This is a genomic window from Reyranella sp. (assembly GCF_044224635.1).
Taxonomy (GTDB): Bacteria; Pseudomonadota; Alphaproteobacteria; order Reyranellales; family Reyranellaceae; genus Reyranella.
This window is the reverse complement of sequence record NZ_JBGAKA010000005.1, coordinates 158,489-184,723: the sequence shown is the minus strand read 5'-3', so window position 1 is coordinate 184,723 and position 26,235 is coordinate 158,489. Positions and strand designations below refer to the sequence as shown.

The 26,235-nt window shown below is 66.5% G+C and carries 24 protein-coding genes; 7 read left to right on the top strand and 17 right to left on the bottom strand.

The window, feature by feature from the left end:
- Position 1: 1 nt before the first annotated feature.
- On the top strand, positions 2 to 1,048 hold the full coding sequence (gene holA, locus ACILR9_RS07110) for a DNA polymerase III subunit delta (protein ID WP_395709211.1): 1,047 nt from the start codon (positions 2 to 4) through the stop codon (positions 1,046 to 1,048).
- Positions 1,049 to 1,229: 181 nt separating this feature from the next.
- Here holA and ACILR9_RS07105 read toward each other — a convergent pair whose 3' ends face one another.
- The 5 genes from ACILR9_RS07105 to ACILR9_RS07085 all read right to left on the bottom strand — a co-directional run bounded on the left by ACILR9_RS07105 (position 1,230) and on the right by ACILR9_RS07085 (position 6,396).
- Positions 1,230 to 2,180, bottom strand: coding sequence for a ParB/RepB/Spo0J family partition protein (locus ACILR9_RS07105; protein ID WP_395709210.1), 951 nt, complete (start codon positions 2,178 to 2,180; stop codon positions 1,230 to 1,232).
- Complete coding sequence (locus ACILR9_RS07100) at positions 2,164 to 3,057, bottom strand: ParA family protein (RefSeq protein WP_395709209.1); 894 nt, start codon at positions 3,055 to 3,057, stop codon at positions 2,164 to 2,166. The genes ACILR9_RS07105 and ACILR9_RS07100 overlap by 17 nt, the downstream gene beginning before the upstream one ends.
- A complete protein-coding gene (rsmG, locus tag ACILR9_RS07095) occupies positions 2,999 to 3,607 on the bottom strand; it encodes a 16S rRNA (guanine(527)-N(7))-methyltransferase RsmG (protein WP_395709208.1) in 609 nt (202 codons plus the stop codon). Before rsmG ends, ACILR9_RS07100 begins: the two co-directional genes overlap by 59 nt.
- A gap of 214 nt (positions 3,608 to 3,821) precedes the next feature.
- Positions 3,822 to 5,714, bottom strand: a complete 1,893-nt coding sequence (mnmG, locus tag ACILR9_RS07090) for a tRNA uridine-5-carboxymethylaminomethyl(34) synthesis enzyme MnmG (RefSeq protein WP_395709207.1) — start codon at positions 5,712 to 5,714, stop codon at positions 3,822 to 3,824.
- A 70-nt stretch (positions 5,715 to 5,784) separates the two neighbouring features.
- Positions 5,785 to 6,396 carry a histidine phosphatase family protein gene (locus ACILR9_RS07085; protein WP_395709206.1) on the bottom strand — a complete coding sequence of 204 codons (612 nt, stop codon included), beginning with the start codon at positions 6,394 to 6,396 and terminating at the stop codon, positions 5,785 to 5,787.
- Positions 6,397 to 6,505: 109 nt separating this feature from the next.
- On the opposite strand from ACILR9_RS07085, the gene ACILR9_RS07080 reads away from it, so the two are divergent.
- From ACILR9_RS07080 to ACILR9_RS07070, 3 genes are read left to right on the top strand one after another with little or no spacing between them, the layout of a single operon-like run.
- A complete protein-coding gene (locus ACILR9_RS07080; protein ID WP_395709205.1) occupies positions 6,506 to 7,168 on the top strand; it encodes a 2Fe-2S iron-sulfur cluster-binding protein in 663 nt (220 codons plus the stop codon).
- Positions 7,165 to 8,151, top strand: coding sequence for an FAD binding domain-containing protein (locus tag ACILR9_RS07075; RefSeq protein WP_395709204.1), 987 nt, complete (start codon positions 7,165 to 7,167; stop codon positions 8,149 to 8,151). Before ACILR9_RS07080 ends, ACILR9_RS07075 begins: the two co-directional genes overlap by 4 nt.
- Positions 8,152 to 8,153: 2 nt before the next feature.
- The gene (locus tag ACILR9_RS07070) at positions 8,154 to 10,265 is read left to right on the top strand and encodes a molybdopterin cofactor-binding domain-containing protein (RefSeq protein WP_395709203.1); all 2,112 of its coding nucleotides are present in this window, start codon (positions 8,154 to 8,156) and stop codon (positions 10,263 to 10,265) included.
- Positions 10,266 to 10,297: 32 nt separating this feature from the next.
- On the opposite strand, the gene ACILR9_RS07065 is transcribed toward ACILR9_RS07070, so the two are convergent.
- From ACILR9_RS07065 to ACILR9_RS07055, 3 genes are all read right to left on the bottom strand, one after another.
- Positions 10,298 to 11,749, bottom strand: coding sequence for an amidase (locus ACILR9_RS07065; protein WP_395709202.1), 1,452 nt, complete (start codon positions 11,747 to 11,749; stop codon positions 10,298 to 10,300).
- Between the two features lie 282 nt (positions 11,750 to 12,031).
- A complete protein-coding gene (gene mnmE / locus ACILR9_RS07060) occupies positions 12,032 to 13,396 on the bottom strand; it encodes a tRNA uridine-5-carboxymethylaminomethyl(34) synthesis GTPase MnmE (RefSeq protein ID WP_395709201.1) in 1,365 nt (454 codons plus the stop codon).
- Complete coding sequence (locus ACILR9_RS07055) at positions 13,396 to 13,743, bottom strand: ComEA family DNA-binding protein (protein WP_395709200.1); 348 nt, start codon at positions 13,741 to 13,743, stop codon at positions 13,396 to 13,398. Before ACILR9_RS07055 ends, mnmE begins: the two co-directional genes overlap by 1 nt.
- A 132-nt stretch (positions 13,744 to 13,875) precedes the next feature.
- Between ACILR9_RS07055 and ACILR9_RS07050 the strand changes: the two genes are divergently transcribed.
- Both ACILR9_RS07050 and ACILR9_RS07045 read left to right on the top strand, forming a co-directional pair.
- Positions 13,876 to 16,668 (top strand): [protein-PII] uridylyltransferase, encoded by a 2,793-nt coding sequence (locus ACILR9_RS07050; RefSeq protein ID WP_395709199.1) that lies wholly within the window; start codon positions 13,876 to 13,878, stop codon positions 16,666 to 16,668.
- Positions 16,669 to 16,679: 11 nt separating this feature from the next.
- Positions 16,680 to 16,907, top strand: a complete 228-nt coding sequence (locus ACILR9_RS07045) for a hypothetical protein (protein ID WP_395709198.1) — start codon at positions 16,680 to 16,682, stop codon at positions 16,905 to 16,907.
- Position 16,908: 1 nt separating this feature from the next.
- On the opposite strand, the gene ACILR9_RS07040 is transcribed toward ACILR9_RS07045, so the two are convergent.
- The 9 genes from ACILR9_RS07040 to ACILR9_RS07000 all read right to left on the bottom strand — a co-directional run bounded on the left by ACILR9_RS07040 (position 16,909) and on the right by ACILR9_RS07000 (position 24,864).
- Entirely contained in the window at positions 16,909 to 17,793 is an 885-nt protein-coding gene (locus ACILR9_RS07040) for a shikimate dehydrogenase (protein ID WP_395709197.1), read from the bottom strand.
- The gene (locus ACILR9_RS07035; protein WP_395709196.1) at positions 17,790 to 18,554 is read right to left on the bottom strand and encodes an ABC transporter ATP-binding protein; all 765 of its coding nucleotides are present in this window, start codon (positions 18,552 to 18,554) and stop codon (positions 17,790 to 17,792) included. The genes ACILR9_RS07040 and ACILR9_RS07035 overlap by 4 nt, the downstream gene beginning before the upstream one ends.
- 2 nt (positions 18,555 to 18,556) lie before the next feature.
- The gene (locus ACILR9_RS07030) at positions 18,557 to 19,300 is read right to left on the bottom strand and encodes an ABC transporter ATP-binding protein (RefSeq protein WP_395709195.1); all 744 of its coding nucleotides are present in this window, start codon (positions 19,298 to 19,300) and stop codon (positions 18,557 to 18,559) included.
- Positions 19,297 to 20,265, bottom strand: coding sequence for a branched-chain amino acid ABC transporter permease (locus ACILR9_RS07025; RefSeq protein ID WP_395709194.1), 969 nt, complete (start codon positions 20,263 to 20,265; stop codon positions 19,297 to 19,299). The genes ACILR9_RS07030 and ACILR9_RS07025 overlap by 4 nt, the downstream gene beginning before the upstream one ends.
- Positions 20,262 to 21,140, bottom strand: coding sequence for a branched-chain amino acid ABC transporter permease (locus tag ACILR9_RS07020; RefSeq protein ID WP_395709193.1), 879 nt, complete (start codon positions 21,138 to 21,140; stop codon positions 20,262 to 20,264). The genes ACILR9_RS07025 and ACILR9_RS07020 overlap by 4 nt, the downstream gene beginning before the upstream one ends.
- Before the next feature lie 214 nt (positions 21,141 to 21,354).
- On the bottom strand, positions 21,355 to 22,494 hold the full coding sequence (locus tag ACILR9_RS07015; protein WP_395709192.1) for an ABC transporter substrate-binding protein: 1,140 nt from the start codon (positions 22,492 to 22,494) through the stop codon (positions 21,355 to 21,357).
- Positions 22,495 to 22,624: 130 nt separating this feature from the next.
- Entirely contained in the window at positions 22,625 to 23,617 is a 993-nt protein-coding gene (locus tag ACILR9_RS07010) for a Bug family tripartite tricarboxylate transporter substrate binding protein (protein WP_395709191.1), read from the bottom strand.
- Complete coding sequence (locus ACILR9_RS07005) at positions 23,587 to 24,012, bottom strand: hypothetical protein (RefSeq protein WP_395709190.1); 426 nt, start codon at positions 24,010 to 24,012, stop codon at positions 23,587 to 23,589. Before ACILR9_RS07005 ends, ACILR9_RS07010 begins: the two co-directional genes overlap by 31 nt.
- Positions 24,013 to 24,030: 18 nt before the next feature.
- Complete coding sequence (locus ACILR9_RS07000; protein ID WP_395709189.1) at positions 24,031 to 24,864, bottom strand: pyruvate, water dikinase regulatory protein; 834 nt, start codon at positions 24,862 to 24,864, stop codon at positions 24,031 to 24,033.
- A 324-nt stretch (positions 24,865 to 25,188) separates the two neighbouring features.
- Between ACILR9_RS07000 and hemE the strand changes: the two genes are divergently transcribed.
- Positions 25,189 to 26,232, top strand: coding sequence for a uroporphyrinogen decarboxylase (gene hemE, locus ACILR9_RS06995; protein WP_395709188.1), 1,044 nt, complete (start codon positions 25,189 to 25,191; stop codon positions 26,230 to 26,232).
- The last annotated feature ends 3 nt before the right edge of the window (positions 26,233 to 26,235 follow it).

Here is a 26,235-nt window from a genome sequence, read left to right as displayed (position 1 = left end):
CGTGAAGATCGAGCCGCGCCAGGTCGACGCCTTCCTCAAGAAGCCGGATGCAACCGTTCGCGGCATCGTCGTCTACGGAAACGATGACGGCCTGATCGCCGAACGGGCGGTCGCGCTGGCCAGAACGGTGTGCGAGGATCTCAAGGATCCGTTCCGGGTCGTCGATATCGGCGGCGACGTCCTCAAGGCCGATCCGGCGCGGTTGGCCGATGAGTTCGGCGCGATCTCCCTGATGGGCGGACGACGGGTGGTTCGCGTGCGGCCGGCCGGCGAGGAAGTCGTTGCGGCGGTCGAGAACCTGGTCGCCGCCACCGCGGGAGACGCACTGGTGGTGATCGAAGGCGGCAACCTGCCGCCGCGCTCGGGCCTGCGGACCCTGGCTGAGAACGAACCCTGCCTCGCCGCCTTGCCGTGCTACATGGACAACGAGGCGGCCCTGCAGGCGCTGGTCGAGAGCGCCTCCCGCGCGCGCGGCCTCACGGTCGATCCCGACGCCCTGGATTGGATCGTCGAACGGCTGGGCGGCGATCGCGGACAAAGCCGCAGCGAAATCGACAAGCTCATGCTCTACAAGGAAGGCGACAGCACCCGCATGGTGTCGCTCGACGATGCCTTCGCGGTGCTGGGCGATACCGCGGCGATCGGCATCGACGAGGTCGTCGCCGCAACCTTCGACGGCGAGCTCGCCACCCTCGACCGCGCCCTCGACCGGGTGTTCGCTGAAGGCGGCAATGCCGTGCAACTTGTGCGGGCACTGCAGCGCCATGTCGACCAGCTCCATGTAGTAGCCTCGCATGCTGCCGCTAGCGGCAACCTGGAAGCGGCCATGTTCAAGGCCCGCGCCTTGCCGCGCGGCGGGCCCGTGCGCGTGCGCTTCGGACGCCACCTCCAGGCGTGGCCGCTGCCGCGGCTCGGCGCCGCCCTGAGCGTGATTCTCGATGCCGAGATGGACTGCAAGCGCACGGGCTTGCCCGACAAGGCCATCGTCCGCCGGCTCTGCCTCCGCCTGGCCTTGGCCGCCCAGGGCGCCAGGCAGCGTCGTCGGTAGGCTAAGCATGATTTTTTTGGTTGTAGCACCAAAGGAGACCTCATCCTGAGGAGCGGCCGCAGGCCGCGTCTCGAAGGGTCGACCCAATCACGTCTGTCGCCGCCCCTTCGAGACGCCACGCTCTGCGTGGCTCCTCAGGGTGAGGTTTCCACTTGAAGCAATCACGCTCTAGGGTTGTCCTCTACCGCCGGGTCAGCTTGTCGACCACCGAGTCGAGCTGGTCGAAATCACGGATCTCCAGGGTCAGCACACTCTGCTCACCGAGGCCACGCAGCCGCAGGTCGGCCTTGATGCCCAGGGCTTCCTCGATGCGTCGCTCCAATGCCCGCGTGTCGGCGCTCTTGGGGCTGGCAGGCGAGGCGACCTTGCCACCCCGGCCTCCGGCCGCCGGCGGCGGCTGGGCGGCCTCGTTGCGCAGACGCTCGAGCTCGCGCACCGACAGCTTCTCCTCGCTGGCTCGCTTGGCCAGCGCCAGGGCATCAGGCACCCCGACCAGGGTTCTTGCCTGGCCGGCCGACAGCGCGCCGCGCTGCACCATCTCCTGCACTGGCGCCGGCAGTTCCAGCAGGCGCAGCGTATTGGCGACGTGGGGTCGGCTCTTGCCCACGACCTTGGCCACGTCCTCCTGGGTCTGGGTGAAGTCGGTCATCAGTCGGCGATAGCCGCGCGCCTCGTCGATGGCCGACAAGTCGGCACGTTGGAGATTCTCGATCAACCCGAGCTGCAGCGCGTCGAGATCGCCCATCGTGCGGACGACGACCGGCACCTCGTGGAGCTGCGCCTTCTGGGCAGCGCGCCAGCGTCGCTCGCCGGCGACGATCTCGTAGCTGTCGGGCTGCCCGCCTGCCGGACGCACAAGGATCGGTTGCAGCAGACCGAACTCCTTGATCGAATCGACCAGCACGTCGATGCCTTCGAAGCTGGTACGCGGCTGCATCTTTCCGGCCTTGAGCTGGCCGATCGGCAAGGTTGTCGGTGGGCGGCTGGAGACGAAGGCGGAGGCGTGCGCAGTCGCAGGTGCCTCGCTTGAAGATTGTGGCGGTGCGGGAGCGACGGCGGTCGCGACGTCATCGTCGCCCAGCAAGGCAGACAGACCGCGACCGAGGCCGCGTGCTTTAGGAGGTGGGCTCATGGGACACCATGTCTGTCGGGATTTCGGGTGCGGGGCGACGGCGGCGGATGAACTCGCTGGCCAGCAGGATGTAGGCCTGGGCGCCGGCGCAGGCACTGTCGTAGATCAGCACCGGCATGCCGTGCGAGGGCGCCTCGGCGATGCGAACATTACGCGGTATCGTTGTACCAAAGACAAGCTCGCCGAAGTGCCGTCGCACATCGGCTTCGACCTGCTGACTGAGCGTCATGCGGCGGTCGACCATGGTGAGCACGACGCCGTAAATATGCAACTTAGGATTGAGTCTTCTCTTGACTCGTTCGACCGTGTTGGACAAGGCGCCGATACCCTCGAGCGCCAAGAACTCGGCCTGTAGCGGAACCAGGACAGCATCGGCCGCCACGAGGGCGTTCAGGGTCACGAGACCGAGAGACGGCGGGCAATCGATCAGAATGGTCGTGAAGCGGGAAAGAGCTTGGCTCTCCGGAGCGTTCAGCGCTTCCAGAAACCGATGCTCTCGGCGCTCGACGTCGATCAGCTCGATCTCGGCGCCGGCCAGCGACACCGACGCCGGCATCACCGACAGGTTGGGGATTTGCGTTGGTCGCACACAGGCGTCGAGAGGTGCCAAACCAAGGAGGAATTCATAGGTTCCGGGTGAGCGCTCACTTCTCTCCAATCCCAAGCCTGTCGACGCATTGCCCTGCGGATCGAGATCTATCAGTAGCACCGTCTCGCCCACGGCCGCCAAGGCGGTCGCGAGGTTCGTTGCCGTTGTCGTCTTTCCGACGCCACCCTTTTGATTGGCGATGGCAAAGATTTGTACCGCCGGGCCGTGGCTAGGCGCTGCCGGTTCCCCGGAGGGAGAAGGGGCCGATTCGAAGGATGACGGCGTCAATGTGAGTTATACTGTTTGAGGGTTGGAGGGAAATGTCCCAGCTCTTCATGGCCTCGGTCAACTCTGCCTGCCAACCTTTACCCTTGTGGAAAAGGCAAATAGTGGTATCGCCTCGATGCCGGGCCGCCCAAGAGAGCAACTGGCTCAAGGGCGCGAGCGCACGGGCGGTGACGACATCCGATTTGACAGGCTCCACTGCTTCGATCCGGCCGATGCGAATGATGGCCGTCCTTTCGAGACCCATCCGCCGGGCAGCCTCTGCGAGAAAGGCTGCTTTGCGGGCATCGGCTTCGATCAGCGTGACCCGCAGATGCGGTACCAGGGCGGCAATCACCAAGCCCGGAAACCCACCGCCACTACCGAGATCGACCAGCGTTTCAGCCGTCCGGGGTATTAGCGGCAGGAGCTGAGCGGAATCCAGAACATGACGGTTCCATACGTCATCGACTGTGCCACGACCAATCAGATTGATGGATTTCTGCCAGCGACCAAGCGTATCAACGAGGGCTTGCAGTCTTTCGATTGTTTCACGTGAAACATCGACCCCCAAGCCGGCCATTTCCCCTATGAACGCCGCCCGCCCAAGCGGGATTGCACTCATCGGTCTGGAAAGGCGTTTACGAGTCTGACAGGCAAGGACTTGGCGAACATAGAAAAATATAGCACATCAATTAGAGAGCCGCCGTCCTTTGCAGTATCACCCCCTGCAGGCCGGAAAAAGCACGACGGCCGGCGAACGCAGTCTCCAAACCTGAATTGAAGGACTAGGCGGCGCGCCTTCGGACGTGCTTCAGAAGGGCCATCAGGGCAGCCGGGGTGACGCCAGAGATCCGACCTGCCTGCCCAAGAGTGGCCGGCTTGTGCGCCTGCAGCTTCTGCCTCACTTCATTCGACAGGCTGCCGATGGCGGCGTAGTCGAGGTCTGCGGGGAGTTCCAGCGCCTCGTCCCGTCGATAGGCAGCGATGTCGGTGCGCTGCCGGGCCAGGTAGCCTTCGTAACGGGCGTCGATGGTCAGTTGCTCGACAATACCATCCGGAATCCGAGACAGCTCCGGCCAAAGGTCAACCAGGCGAACCCAGGCGATGTCCGGGTAGGCCAGGAGATCCAGCGCCGATCGGGGAATGCCGTCCTGATTGATGGCGATACCTCTTTTGGCCAGCACGGAGGGGCTGAGCCTGAGTCCTGCCGCCAACTCCCGGGCTGATGCCAAGGCTGCTTGTTTCACGTGAAACACGCGCGCCCGCTCACCGCACACGCAGCCAATGGCGAGACCCCGCGGCGTCAGGCGCTGATCGGCATTATCCGCCCTCAACCACAACCGATACTCGGCGCGCGACGTGAACATCCGATACGGCTCCGTCACGCCTAGACTCACCAAGTCGTCGATCAGCACGCCGAGATACCCGTCTGCCCGATCGACGACGAACGGTTCGGCCAACGTCGCGTTCAGGCCTGCCATCAGCCCCTGCGCTGCCGCCTCCTCGTAGCCTGTCGTACCATTGATCTGGCCGGCCATGTACAGGCCCGGAATCCGCCGAGTCTCGAGGGTAGGATGAAGCTCCCTCGGATCGATGTGGTCGTACTCGATGGCATAGCCGGGACGGAGCATTACTGCCTGCTCCAGCCCCCGAATGGTCTTCAGCATGGCAACCTGAACGTCCCGCGGCAGCGACGTCGAGATGCCATTGGGATAGACCGTCGGATCATCGAGCCCTTCCGGCTCAAGGAAGATCTGATGGCGGTCGCGCTGACCGAACCGAACCACCTTGTCCTCGATCGACGGACAGTAGCGGGGCCCTACGCTTGCAATCTGCCCCGAGTACATCGGTGATCGTTGCAAATTGGCCCGGATGAGCTCGTGCGTTGCAGCCGACGTGCTGGTGATATGGCAGGCGATCTGGGGCGTCGTGATTCGATCTGTGAGAGTGGAGAACGGCATCGGCGGATCGTCTCCCTCCTGGCGTTCAAGTGCTGCATAGTCGATGGTGCGCCCGTCCAGGCGCGCCGGCGTCCCCGTCTTCAGTCGGCCTAGCCTGAAGCCCAGGGCGGCCAAGCGATCCGCCAGGGCTGTCGACGGCTGCTCCACAGCATCGGCAGCAAGATCGGCAGGCACACCGTCACGCTGGCCGCGCGCCCGTCCGGCGGGAATCGTAGTCTCGCCAAGGTGGATCAGTCCGCGCAAAAAGGTCCCCGTCGTCAGGACCACCCGCCCGGCGCCGATGCAGGACCCTGACTCGGTCAAGACCCCAACACAACTTCCACGAGAATCAACGATGATATCTGCAACAGCATCGGCGCCGATCTTCAGGTTCTTCTGCTCGGCCAATAAAGCCTGCATGGCTTGCCGGTAAAGCTTCCGATCAGCTTGAGCCCGCGGCCCCCGGACAGCGGGTCCTTTTGAAAGATTGAGTGTCCGGAACTGGATGCCGGCGCGATCGATCGCCCGCCCCATGACGCCGTCCAGGGCATCGATCTCGCGAACCAAGTGACCCTTGCCCAGACCCCCGATGGCCGGGTTGCAGGACATCTCACCGATCGTGTCGATTCGGTGGGTCAGCAGGAGTGTCCGCGCACCGACGCGCGCCGCGGCAGCCGCAGCCTCGCACCCAGCGTGCCCCCCGCCGACCACGATCACATCATAGGGAAAGGTCGTCATGGTGAGGCTCTACTCGGAGAAGCCGGCCCACCGGTCAAGGCCTGACTGGCGAAGTCCCGGAAGGAATTGTTCATCCCAGGTGGCTGGTGTCGTTGATCCGATGGATGCGGCTGTCCCCAGCGGCGGAGACCTCGATCTCATTCAGGGTGCAAGGGTCTTGGGTAAGACGCCCGTAGGCAGCCAGCGGCATGTCGAGGAGCTGCATCAGGATCGCGCGATTGACGCTGTCGTGCCCGACCAGCACGACCGTGTCGGCGGCATGCTCAACCAGCACCAAGCGCAACACGTCGGCAGTCCGCGCCATCACGTCCTGCAGCGATTCACCGCCGGGGAAGCGCACGCGCTGCGGCGCCGTGCGCCACAAGCGATAAGCATCAGGCATCTCCTGCTCGATCTCCTCGTGGGTCCGCATCTGCCAGGCGCCGTAGTCGATATCCATCAGGCCGGCGAGCGGCTCCGCCACCACCCCCGCCGCCTGGGCAATCGCTCTACCCGTCAGCACGCAACGTTGCAGGGCGCTGCTGTAGACCTTGGCCGGCTTCCACTGCCGCACGATCCGCGCCGCCAGCGCCTTGGCCTCGGCAATGCCCTGTGCGGTCAGCTGCAACTCGGCACGGCCACGAAACCGCTCCGGCTTGATGCCTTCGACATGGCCGTGTCGCGTCAGCAGAATTCTCGTCATATCCCCCGATCCCACGTTCTGGCGCACCCGTCCGGGCCTCCGCCCTCCGCGGCGATCTTACCCCGCACGCGATGCAACGAGAGCCGCAATCCTTCGTTGATCGTCCGTCATGACCATTTCTTCCCAGTCACCCTCGGCCATCACCCGCCGCTTGCTGGGGTTCGCCTCGATCATGGCGGCAGTCTTCAGCCGCGAACTGCAGGCCCAGACCAAGGCTCCTGCCGCCGTGCCCGAGACCCGGCCGGCGCCGCCCGCCACAAAGCTCACCACACGCCTCACGGTCAATGGCCAGGTGCAGGAGCTGACGCTCGATCCGCGCACGACGCTGCTCGACGCGCTGCGTGACCATCTCGGCCTGACCGGCAGCAAGAAGGGCTGCGACCACGGCCAGTGCGGCGCCTGCACCGTGCTGGTGAATGGCGTACGCCTGAACTCGTGCCTGTCGCTGCTCGCCATGCGCAACGGTGACGAGATTGTCACCATCGAAGGGCTGAGCGAGGCCGAGACGCTACATCCCATGCAGCAGGCCTTCTGGAAACACGACGGATTGCAGTGCGGGTTTTGCACACCCGGCCAGATCTGCTCCGCCGTGGGCATGTTGCGGGAAATCGAGCACGGCGTGCCATCCGCCGCGATGGCCAGCGTCGCTGCAAACCCTTCGCTCACCGCCACGGAGGTCCGCGAGCGCATGAGCGGCAACATCTGTCGCTGCTCGGCCTATCCCAACATCGTCGCCGCAATCCTCGACAGTCGGCAGGGGCGCGCCGGATGAGACCGTTCACCTTCGAACGTCCGACCAGCATCGCGGCAGCGACCCAGTCGGCGAGCCAGATCGGCGGCAAGTTCATCGCCGGCGGCACCAATCTTCTCGACCTGATGAAGGTCGACGTCGAACGCCCGACCAATCTGGTCGACATCTCCGCGCTGCCGCTGCGCGACTTCAACGCGACGGCGGAGGGCGGCCTGCGTATCGGCGCACTCGTGAGCAACACCGATATCGCGAGCGACCCGCGGGTGCGCGAGCGCTATCCGGTTCTCGCTGAGGCCTTGCTGAACGGCGCCTCAGGACAGTTGCGCAACCAGGCCACGGCTGGCGGAAACCTCATGCAGCGCACCCGCTGCCCCTATTTTTATGACGTCCATATGCGTTGCAATAAACGGCAGCCGGGCAGCGGCTGCTCGGCGATCGGCGGCTACTCTCGCCTGCACGCCATCCTGGGCGCCAGTCGCGACTGCATCGCGGTGCATCCGTCCGACATGGCGGTAGCCTTGACGGTCCTGCAAGCGGAAATCGAGGTCCATGCGCCGTCCGGCGTGGTGCGCACCTTGCCGATCTCGGCGCTGCATCGCCTGCCCGAGGAGACGCCCGACCACGACACCACTCTCGCCCCCGGCGAGCTGATCACGGCGATCATCCTGCCCCCTCCACCGGCCGGCCGGCAGACCTATCGCAAGGTGCGTGATCGCGCGTCCTTTGCCTTCGCGGTCGTTTCGGTCGCCGCCATCCTGGATATCGGCCGCGGCACGGTCCGCGATGTGCGGCTCGCCCTGGGCGGCGTGGCGCACAAGCCGTGGCACCCCCGCGCCGCCGAACGCGAGCTGGCCGGCGCGCCGGCCAATGGAGCGTCCTACAAGGCGGCCGGACGGGCCGCAGTCGCCGGCGCCCGGCCGCAACCCACCAACGAATTCAAGATCGGCCTTGCCGAGCGCCTGATCGCCCGCACCCTGGCCGACACCGCCGCCAGCGGAGGCTGACCATGGACACCATCATCGGCCAGCCGATCGACCGCATCGACGGCCGCGCCAAGGTCACCGGATCGGCCGCCTACGCCGCCGACAAGCGCACCGGCAGCATGGCCTATGGCGCGATCGTGACGGCAACCATCGGTCGTGGCCGCGTCACCAGCATCGACAGTGCGAGCGCGCGCAGCATGCCCGGCGTGCTGATGGTGATGACGCACGAGAATGCGCCGAAACAGGCGCCTTTCCAGGCCAAGGCAAACGATCGCCACGCCCGGCCCAAGCCCCAGCTCGCCAGCGACAAGGTGCAGTATTTCGGCGAGCCGGTGGCCCTGGTCGTCGCCGAGTCGCCGGAAACGGCGCGCGCCGCCGCCGAGGTCATCACCGTCGTCTACGAGAAGATCGCCGGCGCCTTCGAGCTCGTGGCCGCGAGCCGCGACGCCTACGACCCGCTGAAGAACAGCAACGGCACGTCCTCCGACAGCCGGGTCGGCTCCTTCGATGCCGCCTTCGACTCGGCCCATGCGCGCGTCGATGCGATATACACGACGCCTTACCAGAGCCACGCCATGATGGAGCCGCATGCCAGCCTGGCCTCGTGGCAGAACGGCAAGCTCACGGTGTGGAGCGCGCTGCAGCTGATCGAGAGCGCCCACAAGTCGATTGCCGACACGCTGCTGCTCGAACCCGACCAGCTCGAGGTGATCTCGGAATATGTCGGCGGCGGCTTCGGCGGCAAGTTGCCGGTTTATGCCGACGCGATCCTGGCGGCCCTCGCCGCGCGCGAGCTGAAGCGCCCGGTCCGCATCGTGCTCAGCCGCCAACAGATGTTCCACGTCACGACGCATCGGCCTGCCTCGATCCAGCGCGTGCGGCTGGGCGCCGACCCGGACGGCACCCTGACCTCGATCGCCCATCAATCGTTGAGCCAGAGCGCGCGGGCCGACGAGTTCTCCGAGCCGATCGTCACGTCGACCCGGTCGCTCTACGCGGCGCCCAACCGACTGACCAGCCAGCGGATCGCGGCGCTCGACCTGCCGGTGCCCGACGCGATGCGCGCGCCCGGAGAGGCGATTGGCCTGCTGGCGCTCGAGCAGGCGATCGACGAGCTCGCCGTCGCCCTCGACATCGATCCGATCGCCCTTCGCCTCAAGAACGAGCCGGAGCAGGATCCCGAGAAGGAGGTGCCGTTCTCGACCCGCGCGCTGATCCCATGCCTGACCGAAGGCGCGAAGCGCTTCGGCTGGGACAAGCGCCGCAAGCAGCCGGGCAGCGCGCGCGACGGCAAGTGGCTGGTCGGCATGGGGGTGGCCGCGGCGATCCGCGGCAACTACCTGCGCAAGGCGGCGGCCCGCGTCACAATGAAATCGGCGCGCCAAGCCTTCGTTGAGATGGACATGACCGACATCGGCACCGGCTCCTACACGGTGTTCGCCCAGATCGCCGCTGACGTGCTTGGCCTGCCGGTCGGCAATATCGAGGTCAGGCTCGGCCACAGTTCCTATCCCGACACGCCAGGTTCGGGCGGATCGTTCGGCGCCTCGAGCTGCGGCGCCGCGCTCCACGATGCCTGCACCAGGCTCAAGGCCAGGCTCGCATCAGGCGAGGGCGCCCAGGGCCTGTCGGCAGAAGGCCATGTGACGCCGGGCGAGGACTACAAGAAGTACTCGCAGTTCGCCTATGGCGCGCAGTTCGCCGAGGTCGGCGTCGACGAGACGACCGGCGAGGTCCGCCTGCGCCGCATGCTGGGCGTGTTCGCCGCCGGCCGCATCCTCAACGCCAAGACGGCGCGCTCGCAGCTGATCGGCGGCATGATCTGGGGTGTCGGCGCCGCCTTGGAGGAAGAGGCTATTGTCGATCCGCGCTTCGGCGCCTTCATCACCCAGGACCTCGCCAACTATCACGTCCCCGTCCATGCCGACGTGCCGAACGTCGACGCGATCCTGCTCGACGAGTTCGATCCCCACGCCAACGTGCTGGGCTCCAAGGGCGTCGGCGAGCTCGGCATCTGCGGCGCCGGCGCCGCCGTCGCCAACGCCGTCTACAACGCCTGCGGCGCGCGCGTCCGCAGCTACCCGATCACCCTCGACAAGGTGCTGCCGACGCTGGTCGGCAGAAATCTTGGGTGATCCACTGCCGTCATGATTTGAAAGGTCCCTCGCTACGCTCGGGATGACAGCAATGTTGTTGCTCGCGACAACAATAGTGTCATCCCGAGCAAGGCGCTTGCGAAGCAAGCGCCGCAGGCGAGGGCCGACATCTGCAGCACGCCGAGATCGTCGAAGCGCCGCCCGACGATCTGCAGGCCCACCGGCAGACCCTCCTTGGTGAATCCACAGGGCACCGATGCCGCCGGATTACCCGACAGGTTGAAGGGGTAGGAGAACTCCGCCCACGACAGCCAGTCCCATGGATGCTGTGGCCAGTGCGGCGGCTGCAGCAGCGTCGCCGGAAATGCCGCAACCGACACGGCGGGCGTCAGCAGGAAGTCCCAGTCGTCGAAGAAGTGATGAATCTCGGCGCAGTAGGCGTACTTCACCAGCCGCGTCTTCTGGTAGTCGGCCATGGTGACGCGCTGGCCGGCCTCGATGCACGCGACAAACCCCGGATCCATGCGGTCACGATATTCAGGGAGGCGGTCGAAGTGGCGCATGAAATGCGCCGGCCAGAAAAACCGTGCGAGCGGCGGACCCTTCGGCCCCCATGGCGTCTTCACCTGCTCGACCTTCATGCCGAGGTCACGCTCGAACGCATCGACCGCCTGGCGCACCAGCGCCGCAACCTCGGAATCGACGCGCGCGTGATCAAGATCCGGACTGTAGGCGAGACGCGGCGCGCGCGGCTGCTCACTCAGATGGCGCGGATAGTCGGCGGGCTGGGCTTCCAGGCTGGTGTGATCGTCGGGATGCGGGCCGGCCATGGTCCTGAGCATCAGCGCCGCGTCGGCGACGGTGCGCGTGAGCGGGCCGAGATGCACGGTGAAGTCGCTGGCCGCGACCGGCGATTGCGGCACCCGGCCGTAGGTCGGCTTCAGGCCAAAGACGCCGCTGAAATGCGCCGGCATGCGGATCGATCCCGCGCCGTCGCTGCCCTGGTGCAACGGCCCATAGCCCGCCGCCGCACCGGCGCCGGCGCCGGCCGAGGAGGCACCGGCATTGAAGCCATGCTTCCACGGATTGTGCGTGATCCCAGTGAGCGGCGAGTTGCTGACGCCCATCCAGCCGAACTCCGGCGTCGACGTCTTGCCGAGGATGATGGCGCCGGCCTGGCGCAGCCGCGCCACCATCGCGTTGTCGGCCGTCGCCACCTCGCCGCGCCGCAGATGCGTGCCGTACTCGAGCTGCATGCCGCGCACCGCCTCGTGATCCTTGATGGTCGCCGGCACGCCGTGCAGCGGCCCCATCGGCTCGCCCCTGGCCAGCGCTCGGTCGGCGGCCTGCGCCGCATCCATCGCTTCGTCGGCCGCCAAATAGGCAAAGGCGTTGAGCTTCGGCTCGAGCCGCTCGATGCGCTTCAGCACCGCCCTCGTGATCTCGACGGAAGACAGCTTCTTGGCGCGAATGGCGTCGACCAGGTCGGTCGCCGCCGTGAAGCACAGATCACTGTCATTCATAGCAAGCGCTCATGGTCATGAGATCCTCTTCTTCGGCACAGACTGACGAAAGGTCGCTCGCCGCGCCCGGGATGACAACAGCATCGAGAGAGCAAGCAATGCGAACCGGCGTACCCATTGCCGTAAGCTCCGTTGACCGGCCTCGTTTGAGGGGACCCTGTTAGAGCGACACGACGACCATACCTGCGTTACGAGGGCGACATCTCGGGCCAGGATTCGAGCCACGCGCTTACCGCCGGCGTGCGCCTGAGCTGGTGGACGGCTGAGCGCGCGGCTGCACTTCTACTTCCCGATGCAGAAGTCACGGAAGATGACGTCCAGCAGCTCATCGATCCGCACGACTCCGGTGATGCGGCCGAGCGCGCGCATCGCCAGGCGCAAATCCTCCGCGGCGAGCGCTACTTCCGGCGCGACCAGCGCACGAGAGAGCGAGCCTTGGCATTCCTCGAGCGCTGCGCGATGGCGGGCGCGCGTGAGAGGCGGCTGGCCGGCGCCCTCCTGCATCAACCCTTCGGCCGAACGCTGCAGGCTCTGCAGCAGACCCGGCAAGCCCGCGCCCGACGTCGCCGAGAAAGGCAGTGCGTCGGCAATCTGCGATTCGACGAGATCAATCTTGTTCACGACCACGATGTCGCGCGCGGGGTCCCATTTGTCCGTGCCAGCGATCAGCCCCTGACGGGCGCGCCGCCAGTCCGTCGTCGCGTCGAGCACCAGTATGCGCAGGTCGGCGGTAGCGGCACGGGCCCGGGCGCGCCGCACGCCCTCCTGCTCGATCGGATCGTCCGAGTCGCGTAGCCCGGCGGTGTCGGCCAGAACCACAGGCCAACCGCCGAGATCGAGATGGACCTCGATCACGTCCCGGGTCGTGCCGGCGGTCTCCGACACGATCGCCGCGTCGCGCCGCGCCAGCAGGTTGAGCAGCGACGATTTGCCGGCGTTGGGCGGGCCGATGATGGCGATCGACAGGCCCTCGCGCAGGCGCTCGCCGCGCCGGTCGCCGAGATGGCTGGCGATCGCGCCGCGCAGCGCCTCGATGCCGACGGCGACCTCGTCAGTCAGCCCGGCCGGCAGATCCTCGTCGGGAAAATCGATCGCCGCCTCGAGATGGGCGAGCAGGCGCAATCCCTGACCGCGCCAGTCCTCGTACAGGCGATGCAGGGCGCCATCCATCTGGCGCAGCGCGGCGCGGCGCTGCTCATCGGTCTCCGCGGCGACCAGGTCGGCGATCGCCTCGGCCTGGGTGAGGTCGAGCCGGCCATGCTCGAAGGCGCGGCGGGTGAACTCGCCAGGCTCGGCAAGGCGGCAGAAGCCCAGGCGATGGAACGCCGACAGCGCGGCACCGACGACGGCCCGCCCACCGTGCAGGTGCAGCTCGGCCATGGTCTCCCCGGTCTCGGTGTTCGGCGCCTCGAACCAGACGGCAAGGCCGCGATCGATCACCTCACCGGTCGCCGGATCGCGCACCGCCCGCAACCCCAGCCGGCGCGGCGGCGGCAGCCGGCCGGCGGCCCCACCCGCCAACGCCAGCATTGCCTCGGTCGCGCGCGGACCGCTCAGCCGGATGACGGATAAGGCGCCGGGACGCGCCCGCGTCGGGGCGGGCGTGCCGAGCGCATAGATCGTGTCGGCTTCCGCCGGCGGGCTCATCAAGTGCGGCGCTGCTGGCCGGCCGGCGGACGCGTCGCGGGCGTCGGGGTGGCTGCCGGCGGCGGGCGCGCCATCACCTTGTCGGCGATCTTCTCGTAGAGCGATTCGGGGATCAGCCGGCGCTCGACCAGCTCGGTCTTGGCCTTGAACGGGCGCGCCCGGATGATGGCGTCGGCCCGCACCTCTCCAATACCCTCGAGGTTCATCAGGTCGTCGCGGCTCGCCGCGTTGAGGTCGATCTGAGGCGCGGCGGGTTGGGCCGGCGCCGGAGCGGGCTTCTGCTGTGCCCAGCCGACCGACATCCAGAGCACCAGGACGAGCAGTGCAGCGATGGCCTTCAATCCCATGCCGGTCAGCGTACACCTTCTTGCGCCAAGGCTCGATGGCTGCGGTATTTGCATCTTGTCCGCAATAAATATCCGCTCACTCCTCTAACCTCGCTGTATTGGCCTAGGCCTGCCCTGTAGTATCCCGCCCCGATGGCCAAGCCCTACGATCAGATCCCCGACCGGCGCGCAATCGTGCATCGCCGCGCTCTCGAGGCAGCCCTGGCCAGACTGGTCGAGGATCTGCCGACGGGGGGGGAGCCGCCGCGTCTGGAGGTGCTGGCGCTGCTGCGCGACGCGCTGGCGACCGGCCGGGCCGAGATCCGCCGCCGCTTCGAGGAGGCCGGGCCGCTCAAGAACAATGGCGACATGGTGCTGGCCGCCACGTCGTTCCTGATGGACCAGCTGATCCGCGTGGTCTTCAACCTCGCCGACCAGCGCATCTATCCCGCCGCCAATCCCAGCGTTGCCGAACGTCTCGGCGTCGTGGCGACCGGCGGCTACGGCCGCGGCGAGCTGGCGCCGCTCAGCGACATCGATCTCCTGTTCCTGCGACCCTACAAGCAGACGCCGCGCGGCGAGCAGATCGTCGAGTTCATGCTATACCTCCTGTGGGACATGGGGCTGAAAGTCGGCCACGCCACCCGCACGGTCGAGGAAAGCCTGCGCTATGGCGAGCGCGACCAGACGATCCGTACGGCGCTCCTCGAGGCGCGCTACGTGTGGGGCGACCGCGAGCTGTTCGACGAGCTGATCAAGGGCTTCGCCCAGAAATTCCTGAGCGGCGATGGCCGCGACTTCGTCGAGGCCAAGCTCGCTGAACGCGACCAGCGCCATCAGCGCATGGGCGATTCGCGCTACGTCGTCGAGCCCAACGTCAAGGAAGGCAAGGGCGGGCTGCGCGACCTGCACCTGTTGTTCTGGATCGCCGAGTATCTTTATCGCGTCCGCGAGCCCAGCGAGCTGGTCGCCAAGGGCGTGCTGACGAAGGAGGAGGCGCGCCATTTCGCGCGCGCTGAGCGCTTCCTCACCACGGTGCGCTGCCACATCCATTACCTGACCGGCCGCGCCGAGGACCGCCTGTCGTTCGACCTGCAGCGCGAGATCGCTGCACGGCTCGGCTACAACGACCGGCCGGGCAGCCGCGGCGTCGAGCGCTTCACCAAGCACTACTACCTGCACGCCAAGACAGTCGGCGATCTGACCCGCATCTTCGTCGCCGCGCTCGAGGACAGCCGGCGTCGCAAGCCGCGGCTCGCTGCGCTGTGGCAGACCTTGCGCCCGCGCGAGCTCGAAGGTTTTCGGCTCGATGGCGAGCGCCTCGCGGTCAGCTCGCCGGACGCCTTCGCCAAGGATCCGGTGGCGATTCTGCGCCTGTTCCACGTCGCCCAGGAGAACGATCTCGACATTCATCCGGCGACGCTGCGCCTGATCACGCAGAACATCCGCCTGGTCGATCGCCTGCGCAACGACCCCGAGCCCAATCGGCTGTTCATGCAGATGATGACGTCGCGGCACGATCCGGAGACGACTCTACGCCGCCTCAACGAGGCCGGCGTGTTCGGCCGTTTCGTGCCCGACTTCGGCCGCGTCGTCGCGCAGACGCAGCACGACATGTATCACACCTACACGGTCGACGAGCACACGATCCGCGCCATCGGCATCCTCGCCCGCATCGAGGCCGGCCAGCTGAAGGAAGACCATCCGCTCGCATCCGACATCGTGCACAAGATCCTGTCGCGGCCGGTGCTCTATCTCGCCGTGCTGCTGCACGATATCGCCAAGGGTCGCGGCGGCGATCATTCGGTGCTGGGCGCCGAGGTGGCGATGCAGCTCGGCCCGCGCCTCGGCCTCAGCGCCGCCGAGACCGAAACGGTGGCGTGGCTGGTCCGCTATCACCTCGCGATGTCGAACACCTCGTTCCAGCGCGACCTGATGGACCCCAAGACCATCGACAGCTTCGCCGCGCTCGTGCAATCGCCCGAGCGCTTGCGCCTGCTGCTGGTGCTGACGGTATGCGACATCCGCGCCGTCGGACCCAACGTGTGGAACGGCTGGAAGGCCGCCCTGCTGCGCCAGCTCTACAATGCCACCGAACGCGTGCTGTCGGGCGGGACACTGGCGGGCGGCCGCGCCGAGCGCATCAAGGCGATCCAGACCGAGGTCGCCGAGCGCCTGCCGGCCTGGAACGAGCAGGACAAAGAGGAGCATTTCGCGCGCGGCTATGCACCATACTGGCTCTCCTTCACGCCCGACACGCTCGCCCGCCAGGCCGAGCTGGTGCGCAGCGCCGAGCGAGATCACCAACCGCTCGCCATCGAGCATCGCATCGATGTCGAGCGTTCGGTCACCGAGGTCACAGTCTACACGCTCGACACCCACGGCCTGTTCGCCCGCCTCGCCGGCGCCATGGCGGTGAGTGGCGCCAACATCGTGGACGCCAAGATCTTCACCCTGGCCAACGGCATGGCGCTCGACACGTTCTGGCTGCAGGATCTCGAAGGCAAGCCGTTCGACGGCCCTCAACGCCTGGCGCGGCTCGCCGCTCGGGTCGAGCTGGCGCTCAGCAACCGTCTCGACATCCAGCGCGAGCTCGACAGCCAGCGCGGTTCGTGGCCGCGCCGCGACCGCGTCTTCACCGTCGAGCCGCGTGTGCTGATCGACAACAACGCGTCCGATACCTTCACGGTGATCGAGGTCAACGGCCGCGATCGGCCGGGATTCCTTCATGTGGTCACCCGTGCCCTGACGCGGCTCAACCTCCAAATCACCTCGGCGCACATCACCACCTACGGCGAGCGCGCCGTTGACGTCTTCTACGTCAAGGACCTGTTCGGCCTGAAGGTCGTCCATCCCGACAAGCTGAAGCAGGTCGCGGCGACCGTCGAAAAATCGATCCGCGATTTCGATGCCCGCTTCGATCCGATCGCCAAGGCGGCCGAATAGGTGCACCCCACATGGGCAGCACCCTGCTTGCAGCGGCGACGATCGCCGGCATTGTGCTCACGCTGCTGCGCCCACGCAGGCAGAACGATCTTCACCGCGACGACAACACGACGGTCTTCCATGCCCGCGCCGGACACGCGATCGCCCACGACAGCGGCTTCACGCCAGCCTGTGGCGATGCGGGCGGCTTCTGTGGCGATGGTGGTAGAGCGGCGGCACGCCATTGGCACGCAAGATGAACTACGCCGATGAACTCGCCTCTCGCGCCTCGCGTTCTGCGAGTGCCGCCTCGAATCGCCGCCGCATGCGCTCGACATCAGGCATCCAGCCGGTGAAGTGGCGGAACGCATCGACGGCCTGGTGCACGCACATGCCGCCGCCGTTCATCGTGCGACAGCCCTTGCCGTGCGCCGCCAGCAAGAGCTCGGTGTCGATCGGGGTATAGACCACGTCGGCGACGAACTGCGTCGGCTGGACGAGACGTGTCGGCAGCGGCACGCCGGGGTAGCCCGCCATGCCGACCGGCGTCGCATTGACGATGCCCGCCACCGAGGCTACCGCGGCTTGCGGATCGGACAAGGGCTCACATCGGCCCGCGCCGAAGCGCTGGTTCAGATCGGCGCAGAGCCCGGTGGCGCGGGCCGCGTCCTGGTCGAAGATCTTGAGCGTCGTGACACCGAGCGACATCAGGGCGAAGGCAACGGCGCGGCCGGCGCCGCCGCCGCCCAGCAGCAGCACGTCCCGCTCGCGCGCGGCGTCCTCGCCCAGCGTCTCGATGAAGGCCTGGCGAAAGCCCGAACAATCGGTGTTGTGGCCGGTGGTGCCGCCATTCTGGTCGAACACCACCGTGTTCACCGCGCCGATCTCGCGCGCTTCGTCCGCCACCGTGTCGAGCAACGGGATCACCGATTCCTTGAAGGGGTGCGTGACGTTGACGCCGGCGAAGCCCGCGGTGCGCGCCGCAGCCAGAAGATCCTCGAGACGGCGGCCCTGCAGCACGGACACGTCCATCAGATGGTAATGGCCGATCACGCCCGCGGCGGCGAACGCGTCCTCGTGCAGGAAGGGCGACAGCGACTTGCCGATGTTGGTGCCGATCAGGCCAACCAGTCTGCGTCCGCTCATGCCCGTGTCTCCGGTGTCGGGGCGAGGCCGCCGCCCAGGAAGAGCTGGGCGATGCGCGGATCGACCAGGATCCGGGCCGCCGCATCCTCGATGCGCGTCTGGCCCTGCTCCAGCACCACACCATAGTCCGAGACGGCGAGCGCCTGCCGCGCATTCTGCTCGATCAGCAGGACCGTCATGCCGGCCTGACGCAGGTCGGTCAGGATGCCGAACACCTCGCGCACCATCAGGGGCGACAGGCCGATCGACGGCTCGTCGATCAGCATCAGCTTGGGGTCGAGCAGCAGCCCGCGCGCCACCTCGAGCAGCTTCTGCTGGCCGCCCGACAGCGTCGAGGCCTGCGCATCGGCCTTCTCGCGCAGCATGGGAAAGCGCTGCATCATGGCCTCGATCCGCGCCGGCAGGCGCGCGGTGTCGGCGAGCGCCACGCCGCCGAGCTCGAGATTGTGCCGCACCGACAGCTCAGGGAACAGGTTGCGGCCCTGCGGGACGTAGCACATCCCGAGATCGAGCAGGCGCCGGGGCGGCAGCGCCGTCGTCTCGGCGCCGTCGAAGGTCACGCGGCCGGAGCGCACGCCGAGCAGGCCGAAGATGGTCTTGAACAGGGTCGACTTGCCGGCGCCGTTCGGTCCGATGACGGTGGTGATGGCGCCGCGCCGGATCGACGCCGAGAGGCCGTTCAGGATCGTCATCTTGCCGTAGCCGGCGACGACGCTGTCGATGTGGAGGATGGTGTCCTTGTCCATGATCTCTGGGGCCATGGTCAGTGTCCCAGATAGGCTTCGATGACCACGGGATCGTTGCGCACCTGCTCGGGCGTTCCCTGGGCAATGATGCGGCCTTCGGCCAGCACGATCAGGCGCGAGCACAGCGCCATGACGAATTCCATGTTGTGCTCGATCACCACAAAGGTGGCGCGGGTCTCGCGGTTGACCGCCTCGAGCCGCTCGCGCAGGTCACCCAGCATGGTGGGATTGACACCGCCCGCCGGCTCGTCGAGCAGCACCAGGCGTGAGCCTGCCATGAAGGCCATCGCCGCATCGAGCAGCTTCTGCTGACCGTAGGACAGGCTGCCCGCCTTCTCGCCGCTGAGCGCCGTGAGACGAAAGAACGCCAGCATGCGATCGGCCTCGGTACCGAGGCCGGCATCGCGCGCGCCGAACAGGCGTGACAGGCGCGAGCCGCGATGCTCCTGGCCGGCGAGGATCAGGTTTTCGCGCGCCGTGAGCTGCGGGAAGACCTGCAGGAGCTGGAAGGTACGGCTGACGCCCAACCGGTTGAGCTGCGACGGTCGCAGGCCGGTGACGTCGCGACCATCGACCCTGACCTGGCCCTTGCCGGGCAGGAGCTGGCCCAGGATGCAATTGAACAGGGTCGACTTGCCCGAGCCGTTGGGCCCGATCACGCCCAGGATCTCGCCCTCATGCACGTCGAAGCTGACGCCGCGCACCGCCTGCACACCGCCGAACGCCTTCTCGATATCGCGGACCTCGAGCAGGGCGGTCATGCGCGCACCCGTCGCCGCAGCAGCCGGCCGGCCAGGCCGACGATGCCGTCGGGGAACAGCGCCATCATCAGCATGACCATCACGGCATAGATCAGCAGGTAGAAGGTTTCCCAGGCGCGCAGCCATTCCGGCAACAGGACGGCGACGCCGGCGCCAACGAAGGGACCGAGGAAGGTGCCGCTGCCGCCGATCACCACCATCAGCATGAACAGCAGCGAGGGCCCTAAAGCGAACGGGCTGGGGTCGATGAACTCGACCAGCGGCGCGTACAGGCTGCCCGCCATGCCGCCATAGGCCGAGCCCAGGGCGAAGGCGAGCAAGGTATAGAGCCGCACGTCGACGCCCAGGCTCTCGGCACGCAGCGGGTTCTCGCGCAGGGCATTGAAGGCGCGGCCCCACGGCGAGCGCACGATCCACCACAGCACGAAGGTCAGCACGGCCGCGATGCCGAGCACGAACCAGTAGAAGCGCACGTGGTTGCGCAGCGACAGGCCGAACAGCGCCGGCCGCTCGATGTCGCGCAGGCCCATGACGCCGCCGGTGATCCATTGCTCGTTGCGGAACACCAGCCAGCACAGCACCGAGAAGGCCAGGGTGACGAAGGCGAGGTAGTGCTTCTGCACGCGCAGCGCCGGAAACCCGAGCACGATGCCGATGACGAAGGTGAGCAGGGCGGAAGCGGCGAAGGCCGCGCCAAACGGCACGCCGGCCTTCGTGGTGATCGCCGTAAGATAGGCGCCGATGCCGACGAAGGCGGCCTGCGCCAGGGTCTCCTGGCCCGCGTAGCCCACGATCAGGTTGACGCCCATGGCGGCGAGCGCCGTCACCAGCCACAGCGTGAGGATGTAGGTGCCGTAGCGTCGCAGGCCGGGATAGGGAATGCCGATCGATGTCAGGTCGACCGGCAGCAGCGCCAGGACCACCAGCAGGCCCAATCCGATCAGCAGGGTCGTGCGCGTGCTCATACCGCGCGCTCCTCGCGCCGGCCGAGCAGGCCTTGCGGGCGGAACAGGATCACCAGCACCAGCAGGATCAGCGGCACGGCCTGGCGGTACGAGGTCGACACGTAGGCAGCGGCGAGATTGTCGAGGACGCCGATCAGCAGGCCACCAGCGATGGCGCCGCGCACCTGGTTGAAGCCGCCGACGATCGCGGCGGCAAAGGCGATCAGGCCCAGCGTCTCGCCGTTGGAGAACTTGGCCAGGTAGATCGGCGAGATCAGCAGCGAGGCCATCGCCGCCAGACCGGCATTGATCAGGAAGGTATAGAGGATCATGCGCTCGACCGGCACGCCCAGGATGCGCGCCACGCTCGGGTTCTGCGCCGTCGCCTGCATCTGCCGGCCGGTGCGCGTTCCGGCGAGAAACCATTGCAGCAGCAGGATCACGACCAGCGCCACCGCAAGCACGCCGAGCTGCGCCAGAGAGATCGTGACGCCCAGCAGGCTGAACGCGGTGTCGGGCAGCAGGGTCGGGAAGACCTGCGCCTCGGCGCTGTAGAAATCCTTCACCGACTCCTTCATCAGGATGCTGAGCGCCAAGGTCGAGATGACCAGGGGCAGCACCCCCTGACGCAGCAGAGGGCCGACCACGACGTAGCGAAAGGCCACGCCCAGCAGCAGCAGCGAAGCCGCGATGCTGAGCAGCAGCGCCAGCAGGAAGGGGACGCCGAGCCAGTTGGTGGCGATGAGGGCGAAGAACGCCGGCACCATCACGAACTCGCCCTGCGCGAAGTTGATGGTCTGCGACGTCTGCCACAACAGGGTGAAGCCGATCGCCGCCAGGGCATAGATCGCGCCCGTGGCAAGGCCAGCGATCAGGAGCTGCAAGAGGTCGGTCATGGGCTTCTCTTATTCCTCCCCAGCGTCGCTGGGGAGGTGCTCCGTCCTACGGGGCGGAGGGGTCATGGGCTGGGAGCGCGCCACTCTGGTGGCACTCTTCTTGTTGATTACACATCCCATGAGCGCCACGGAGTGGCGCGCTCCCAGCAAAGACTCATGGCCCCTCCATCCGCTTCGCGGATACCTCCCCAGCAAAGCTGGGGAGGGCATGAGCCTACTTCTTGAGCTTCGGCAGGACCTCGGTGATGACCTGCTTGCCGTCCTTGACCTCACCGAGGAAGGAGATGCGGTCGATCTCGCCGGTGTCGTCCCAGGTCGCCTCGATCAGGATGCCGGGTATCTTGTCGGGCGTGATGGTCATGCCGTGCAACGCCGCGGCGATCGCCTTGGCGTCGAGCTTGCCGGCCTTCTCGGCGGCCGCCTTGATCATGTAGGGCGCGATGTAGCCCTTCACGCCGTTATGGTCGGGCTTGGACTTGTACTTGGCCTCGTACTTCTTGCCGAACTCCTGGATGGCGGGGATCGGCGCATCGACGGTCAGGCCGACATGGCCCTTGACGCCGTTGGCGGCATCGCCGGCCAGCTCTATCACCTTCTGACCGAGCAGCGTGGTCTCGCCGATCATCGGCTTGCTGAGGCCCTGCTTCTTGGCCTCGCGCAGGAAGCGCGCGCTTTCCTCCTCGTTCAGGTAAACGAAGATCGCGTCGGCATTGGCGCCCTTGAGCTTGATCACGTCGGCGGCGAAATCGGCCTGGCCGGCCTCGGTCGAGATGTCGGCGACGATCTTGATGTCGCGTGATGCCAGTTCCTTGGTGATGGCGTCGCGGCCACCCTTGCCGAAGTCGTTGTTGACGTAGACCACGGCGATGGTTTTGGCCTTCACGCCATCGCGCAGGTAGTTGGCGATCTTGGGCATCGACACGTTCTGGCCGAACGACGTGCGGAAGATGTACTTCGAGCCTTGCGCCGTGAGATTGCCGGCCTCGCCGCCGATCACCTGCGGCACCTCGGCCTCGGCCGTGAGCTTCAGGGTCGAGCTCACCGAGCCGGAATAGATCGGTCCGAAGATGGCAATCGGCTTGTCGTCGAGCGCTCGCTGCATGGCGGCGCGCGCCTTGCCGGGATCACTCGCCGTGTCGACGAACTCGAGCTTGATCTTCTTGCCCAGGATGCCGCCCGAATTGTTGATCTCCTCGACGGCGAGGCTCGATCCGTTCTTCCACATCGCTCCGACCGTGGCGCCGCCACCCGACAGCTCGATGATGTTCGGGATCACGATCTCCTGGGCGTATCCCGCCGACGCCCATAGCCCGCCAATCGCCAACGCGGCGACGGCCAATGTCTTGCGCACCATTTTTCCTCCTCGAAACTCCAAATTTGCACGATCCCCCGCGCCTAGATGCCGAAGAGGAAAAGCAACGTCCATGATCAAGATCGAGGGTAGATGCGCCACTGGCGCGGCGCATGCCCCGTGACGAGGTGCCTTACTCCGGCTTGTAGCCGGCGGCGTTCAGCAGGGCGACGTTGGTCTCGACCTCGCTCTTGATGAAGGCGGCGAAGGCGGCCGGGCCACGCGCTGTCGGCACGATGCCGAGCGAGGTCGTCTTGGCGATGAAGGCCGGGTCTTTCGACACCTCGGCCATGGCGGCCGCCAGCTTCTCGACCACCGGTTCGGGCGTGTCCTTGGGCGCCCACACGCCATACCACGAGCTCAGGTTGAAGTCGGTCAGCCCGACCTCGGCCGAGGTCGGAATGTTGGGCGCCAACTGGGTCCGTTCCTTTGACGTCACGAACAGGCCGCGCCCCCGGCCCGAGGTCGCGAGCGGCAGCAGAGCCGTCCACGGATCCATGAACAGCTGGACGTTGCCGGCCATCAGGTCGGTATTGGCCGGCGCCGTGCCCTTGTAGAGGATTGTGTCGAGCGGCAGGCGGGTGCGTTTCAGGAACGCGAGCGTGGCAATATGGCCAGCGGAGCCACCCGACGAGAGGGCGAAGAAGTACTTCTTCGGCTCCTTGGCGATCGCCGCCATGGTGCTGGCATAGTCGGTGCCCGGCACGTCGTTGTTGCACAACAGGACCAGCGGAGCTTCGCCAGCCTGGGCGATGGCTCGGAAATCGGTCTGTGGATCGTACGGGCAGGACGGCAGGATTGTCTTGCCGAGCACGAACAGGCTGGCATTGAATAGCAGCGTGTAGCCATCCGGATCGGAGCGGCGCACCGTGTCAGAACCGGTGACGCTCGAAGCGCCGCCGATATTCTGGACGACGATCGGTTGGCCGAGCTTCTCCTGCAGGCGCTCCGCGGTGATGCGACCCAGTCCGTCGGTGCCGCCGCCCGGCGGATAGGGCACGATCATCTTGAGCGGCTTGCTGGGAAAGGCTTGGCCGATTGCGGGCGCGGCAAGCAGAGAGACGCCGGCGGCGCCCAGGACGGTGCGACGCCCGATCACGGCTGGACCGACACCGACGAGGCGCATTCCTTGCCGCCCGCCGCCTCGCAAATCGTCCGCACGACCTTGCGGCTCTTGACGTCGGCGCAGCCGACGCCGAGCGCCATCGATGTATCGAGATGCTGTTTCAAGACCGCCTTACCTCCCGGCTGGATCGGATAGAGCACACCTTCACGATAGGCCGATTTCAGCTCGACGGTGCGTTCCTGGCCATTGCCCAGGGCGACTGCGACATCGACCTGCAGATAGTCGATGGTTTCCGCCGATCTGTTCTCGACCTCCAGGCTCGGCACGCAATTGCCGAACACCGTAGAGTCCATGCCGCGCCTGACATCGATGCCATTCGCGGCGAGTGCCGCCGAAGCAGCAAGAAGCAGACCAAGTGAAAGGAAAGCTGGTCGACGCAAAAATATCGCGGTCATGTTTGCCTCCCGCGCGACTTATTCGGCCTGCAGCCGCTGTTCTCGGCGCGTCGCCAGCATCTGCAGGATTGCCGCTGCCGTCTCCTCGATCGAGCGGCGCGTGACGTCGATGGTCGCCCATTTGCGCCGGGCATAGAGTCGCCGCGCTTCCTGGATCTCGCGTTGTACGCGCTCCATGTCGGTATACTCGGTCTCGGTGTCGCGCTGCAGCAGGCGCAAACGGTTAACCCGGATTTGTACCAGCCGCTCGGGATCGGTGATCAGGCCGACGACCAGCGGCCGCTTGGCCTGCTCGAGCTCGACCGGCGGATCGACTGCCGGCACCAGCGGCACGTTGGCCGCCCGCACCCCGCGATTGGCGAGATACACGCAGGTCGGCGTCTTGGAGGTGCGTGACGGTCCGACCAGGATGACGTCGGCATCGTCTAGATCATGGGTCGACTGGCCGTCATCGTGCGCCAGCGTGTAGTGCATCGCATCGATGCGATCGAAATAGCCCTCGTCGAGCTGATGCTGGCGGCCCGGCCATTGCTCGCTCTTGGAATGGAAATGCACGGCGAGCACGCTCATCGCTTGGTCAAGCACGCCGACACAGGGAAGTTGCAGGCGCCGGCAATGATCACGCAGCTGATCGCGCAGCTCGGGGTCGACCAGCGTATAAAGGACAGGCCCACGATCGCGCTCGACCGCCTGCATGATCTTGTTCATCTGCCCCGTGGTGCGCACCAGCGACCAGACATGCTCCTGAACGAAGATGCCCTCATATTGCACGAGGCAGGCACGGGCCACGCTCGATACCGTTTCGCCGGTCGAGTCGGAAACCAGGTGGACGTGGAAGTTTCGGTTCGCCACGGCCTTTATTTACCCCACAGACCGGCCGGGAGAAATCGCGGATTGGCGACGGCAAGGCGGGGACAGGTCCCGGGTCGAGCACTGGCCAGCCGAATCGGGACCCGCCTTGCCCGTCCGGTCCCGCTCGCCATCCCCTGCGGACAGCTCGGGACGAATGTCCGGAGACATGGGGAACAGCCCATCCGGACCGGCAAAACCGGCCATCGCCGATTCACAGCGGCCTGGGGAGGGTTGGCCAATAAGGCGCATCCCCACATGCCACATGCTCTACGACTCCTACTACCTTCTATGAGAGGGTATGAGGGAAGGCATGAAGGAAAACCGGTGAGGCAAGGAAAGTTTCTGGAAACCCTGGGCGGGACGCGTTTTGCGACGCCGCCAATCTGGCTAATGCGCCAGGCCGGTCGCTACCTGCCGGAGTATCGCGCCGTGCGGGCGACCACCCGCTCGTTCCTCGATTTCTGCTATACGCCCGACAAGGCCGTCGAGGTTACCTTGCAGCCGATCCGGCGCTTCGGGCTCGACGCCGCCATCATCTTTTCCGACATTCTCGTGGTGCCCGACGCCCTGGGGCAGAAGGTCTGGTTCGAGGAGGGCGAGGGGCCGAAGCTCGAGGCGCTGACCGATCCGGTCCAGTTCGGCCAGCTGTCGCGCGCCCGCCTGCCCGATCGCTTGGCACCGGTCTATGACGCGATTCGCTTGACGCGGGCGGCGCTGCCGGATGACACCGCCCTTCTGGGTTTTGCCGGTGCGCCGTTCACGCTTGCCTGCTACATGATCGAAGGCGGCAGCAGCCGCGACTTCGCCAAGGTCAAAGGCTGGGCCTATGCCCATCCTGAATCCTTCGCCTTGCTGATCGACCTGCTGGTCGAGGCGGTGGTCGACCATCTCACCAACCAGATCGAAGCCGGCGCCGATGCCGTGCAGCTCTTCGATTCGTGGGCTGGCGTTCTGCCCGAGGAGCAGCTCTTCAGCTGGTCGCTCGACCCTCTGGTGCGCATCGCGCACGCCGTACGGTCGCGTCATCCCCGGACGCCGATCATCGCCTTCCCGCGCGCCGTCGGGCCGGCTGCGCTGATGTATCGCCGGCCCGATGCCTTCGCTGCCCTGTCGCTTGATACCGGCATCGGTGCGCACTGGGCGGCGAGAGAGCTGCAGCCGCATATCTGTGTGCAGGGCAATCTCGATCCGCTGATGTTGGTTGCGGGCGGTGCAGCGATGGAGCGCGAAGCGACGCGCATTCTCGACAAGCTCGCGCACGGCTCCTTCGTGTTCAATCTCGGCCATGGCGTGGTGCCACAGACTCCGCCCGACCATGTCGCGCATCTCGTGGATATCGTGCGCAACTGGAAGCCCTCGCTGTCGTGACGC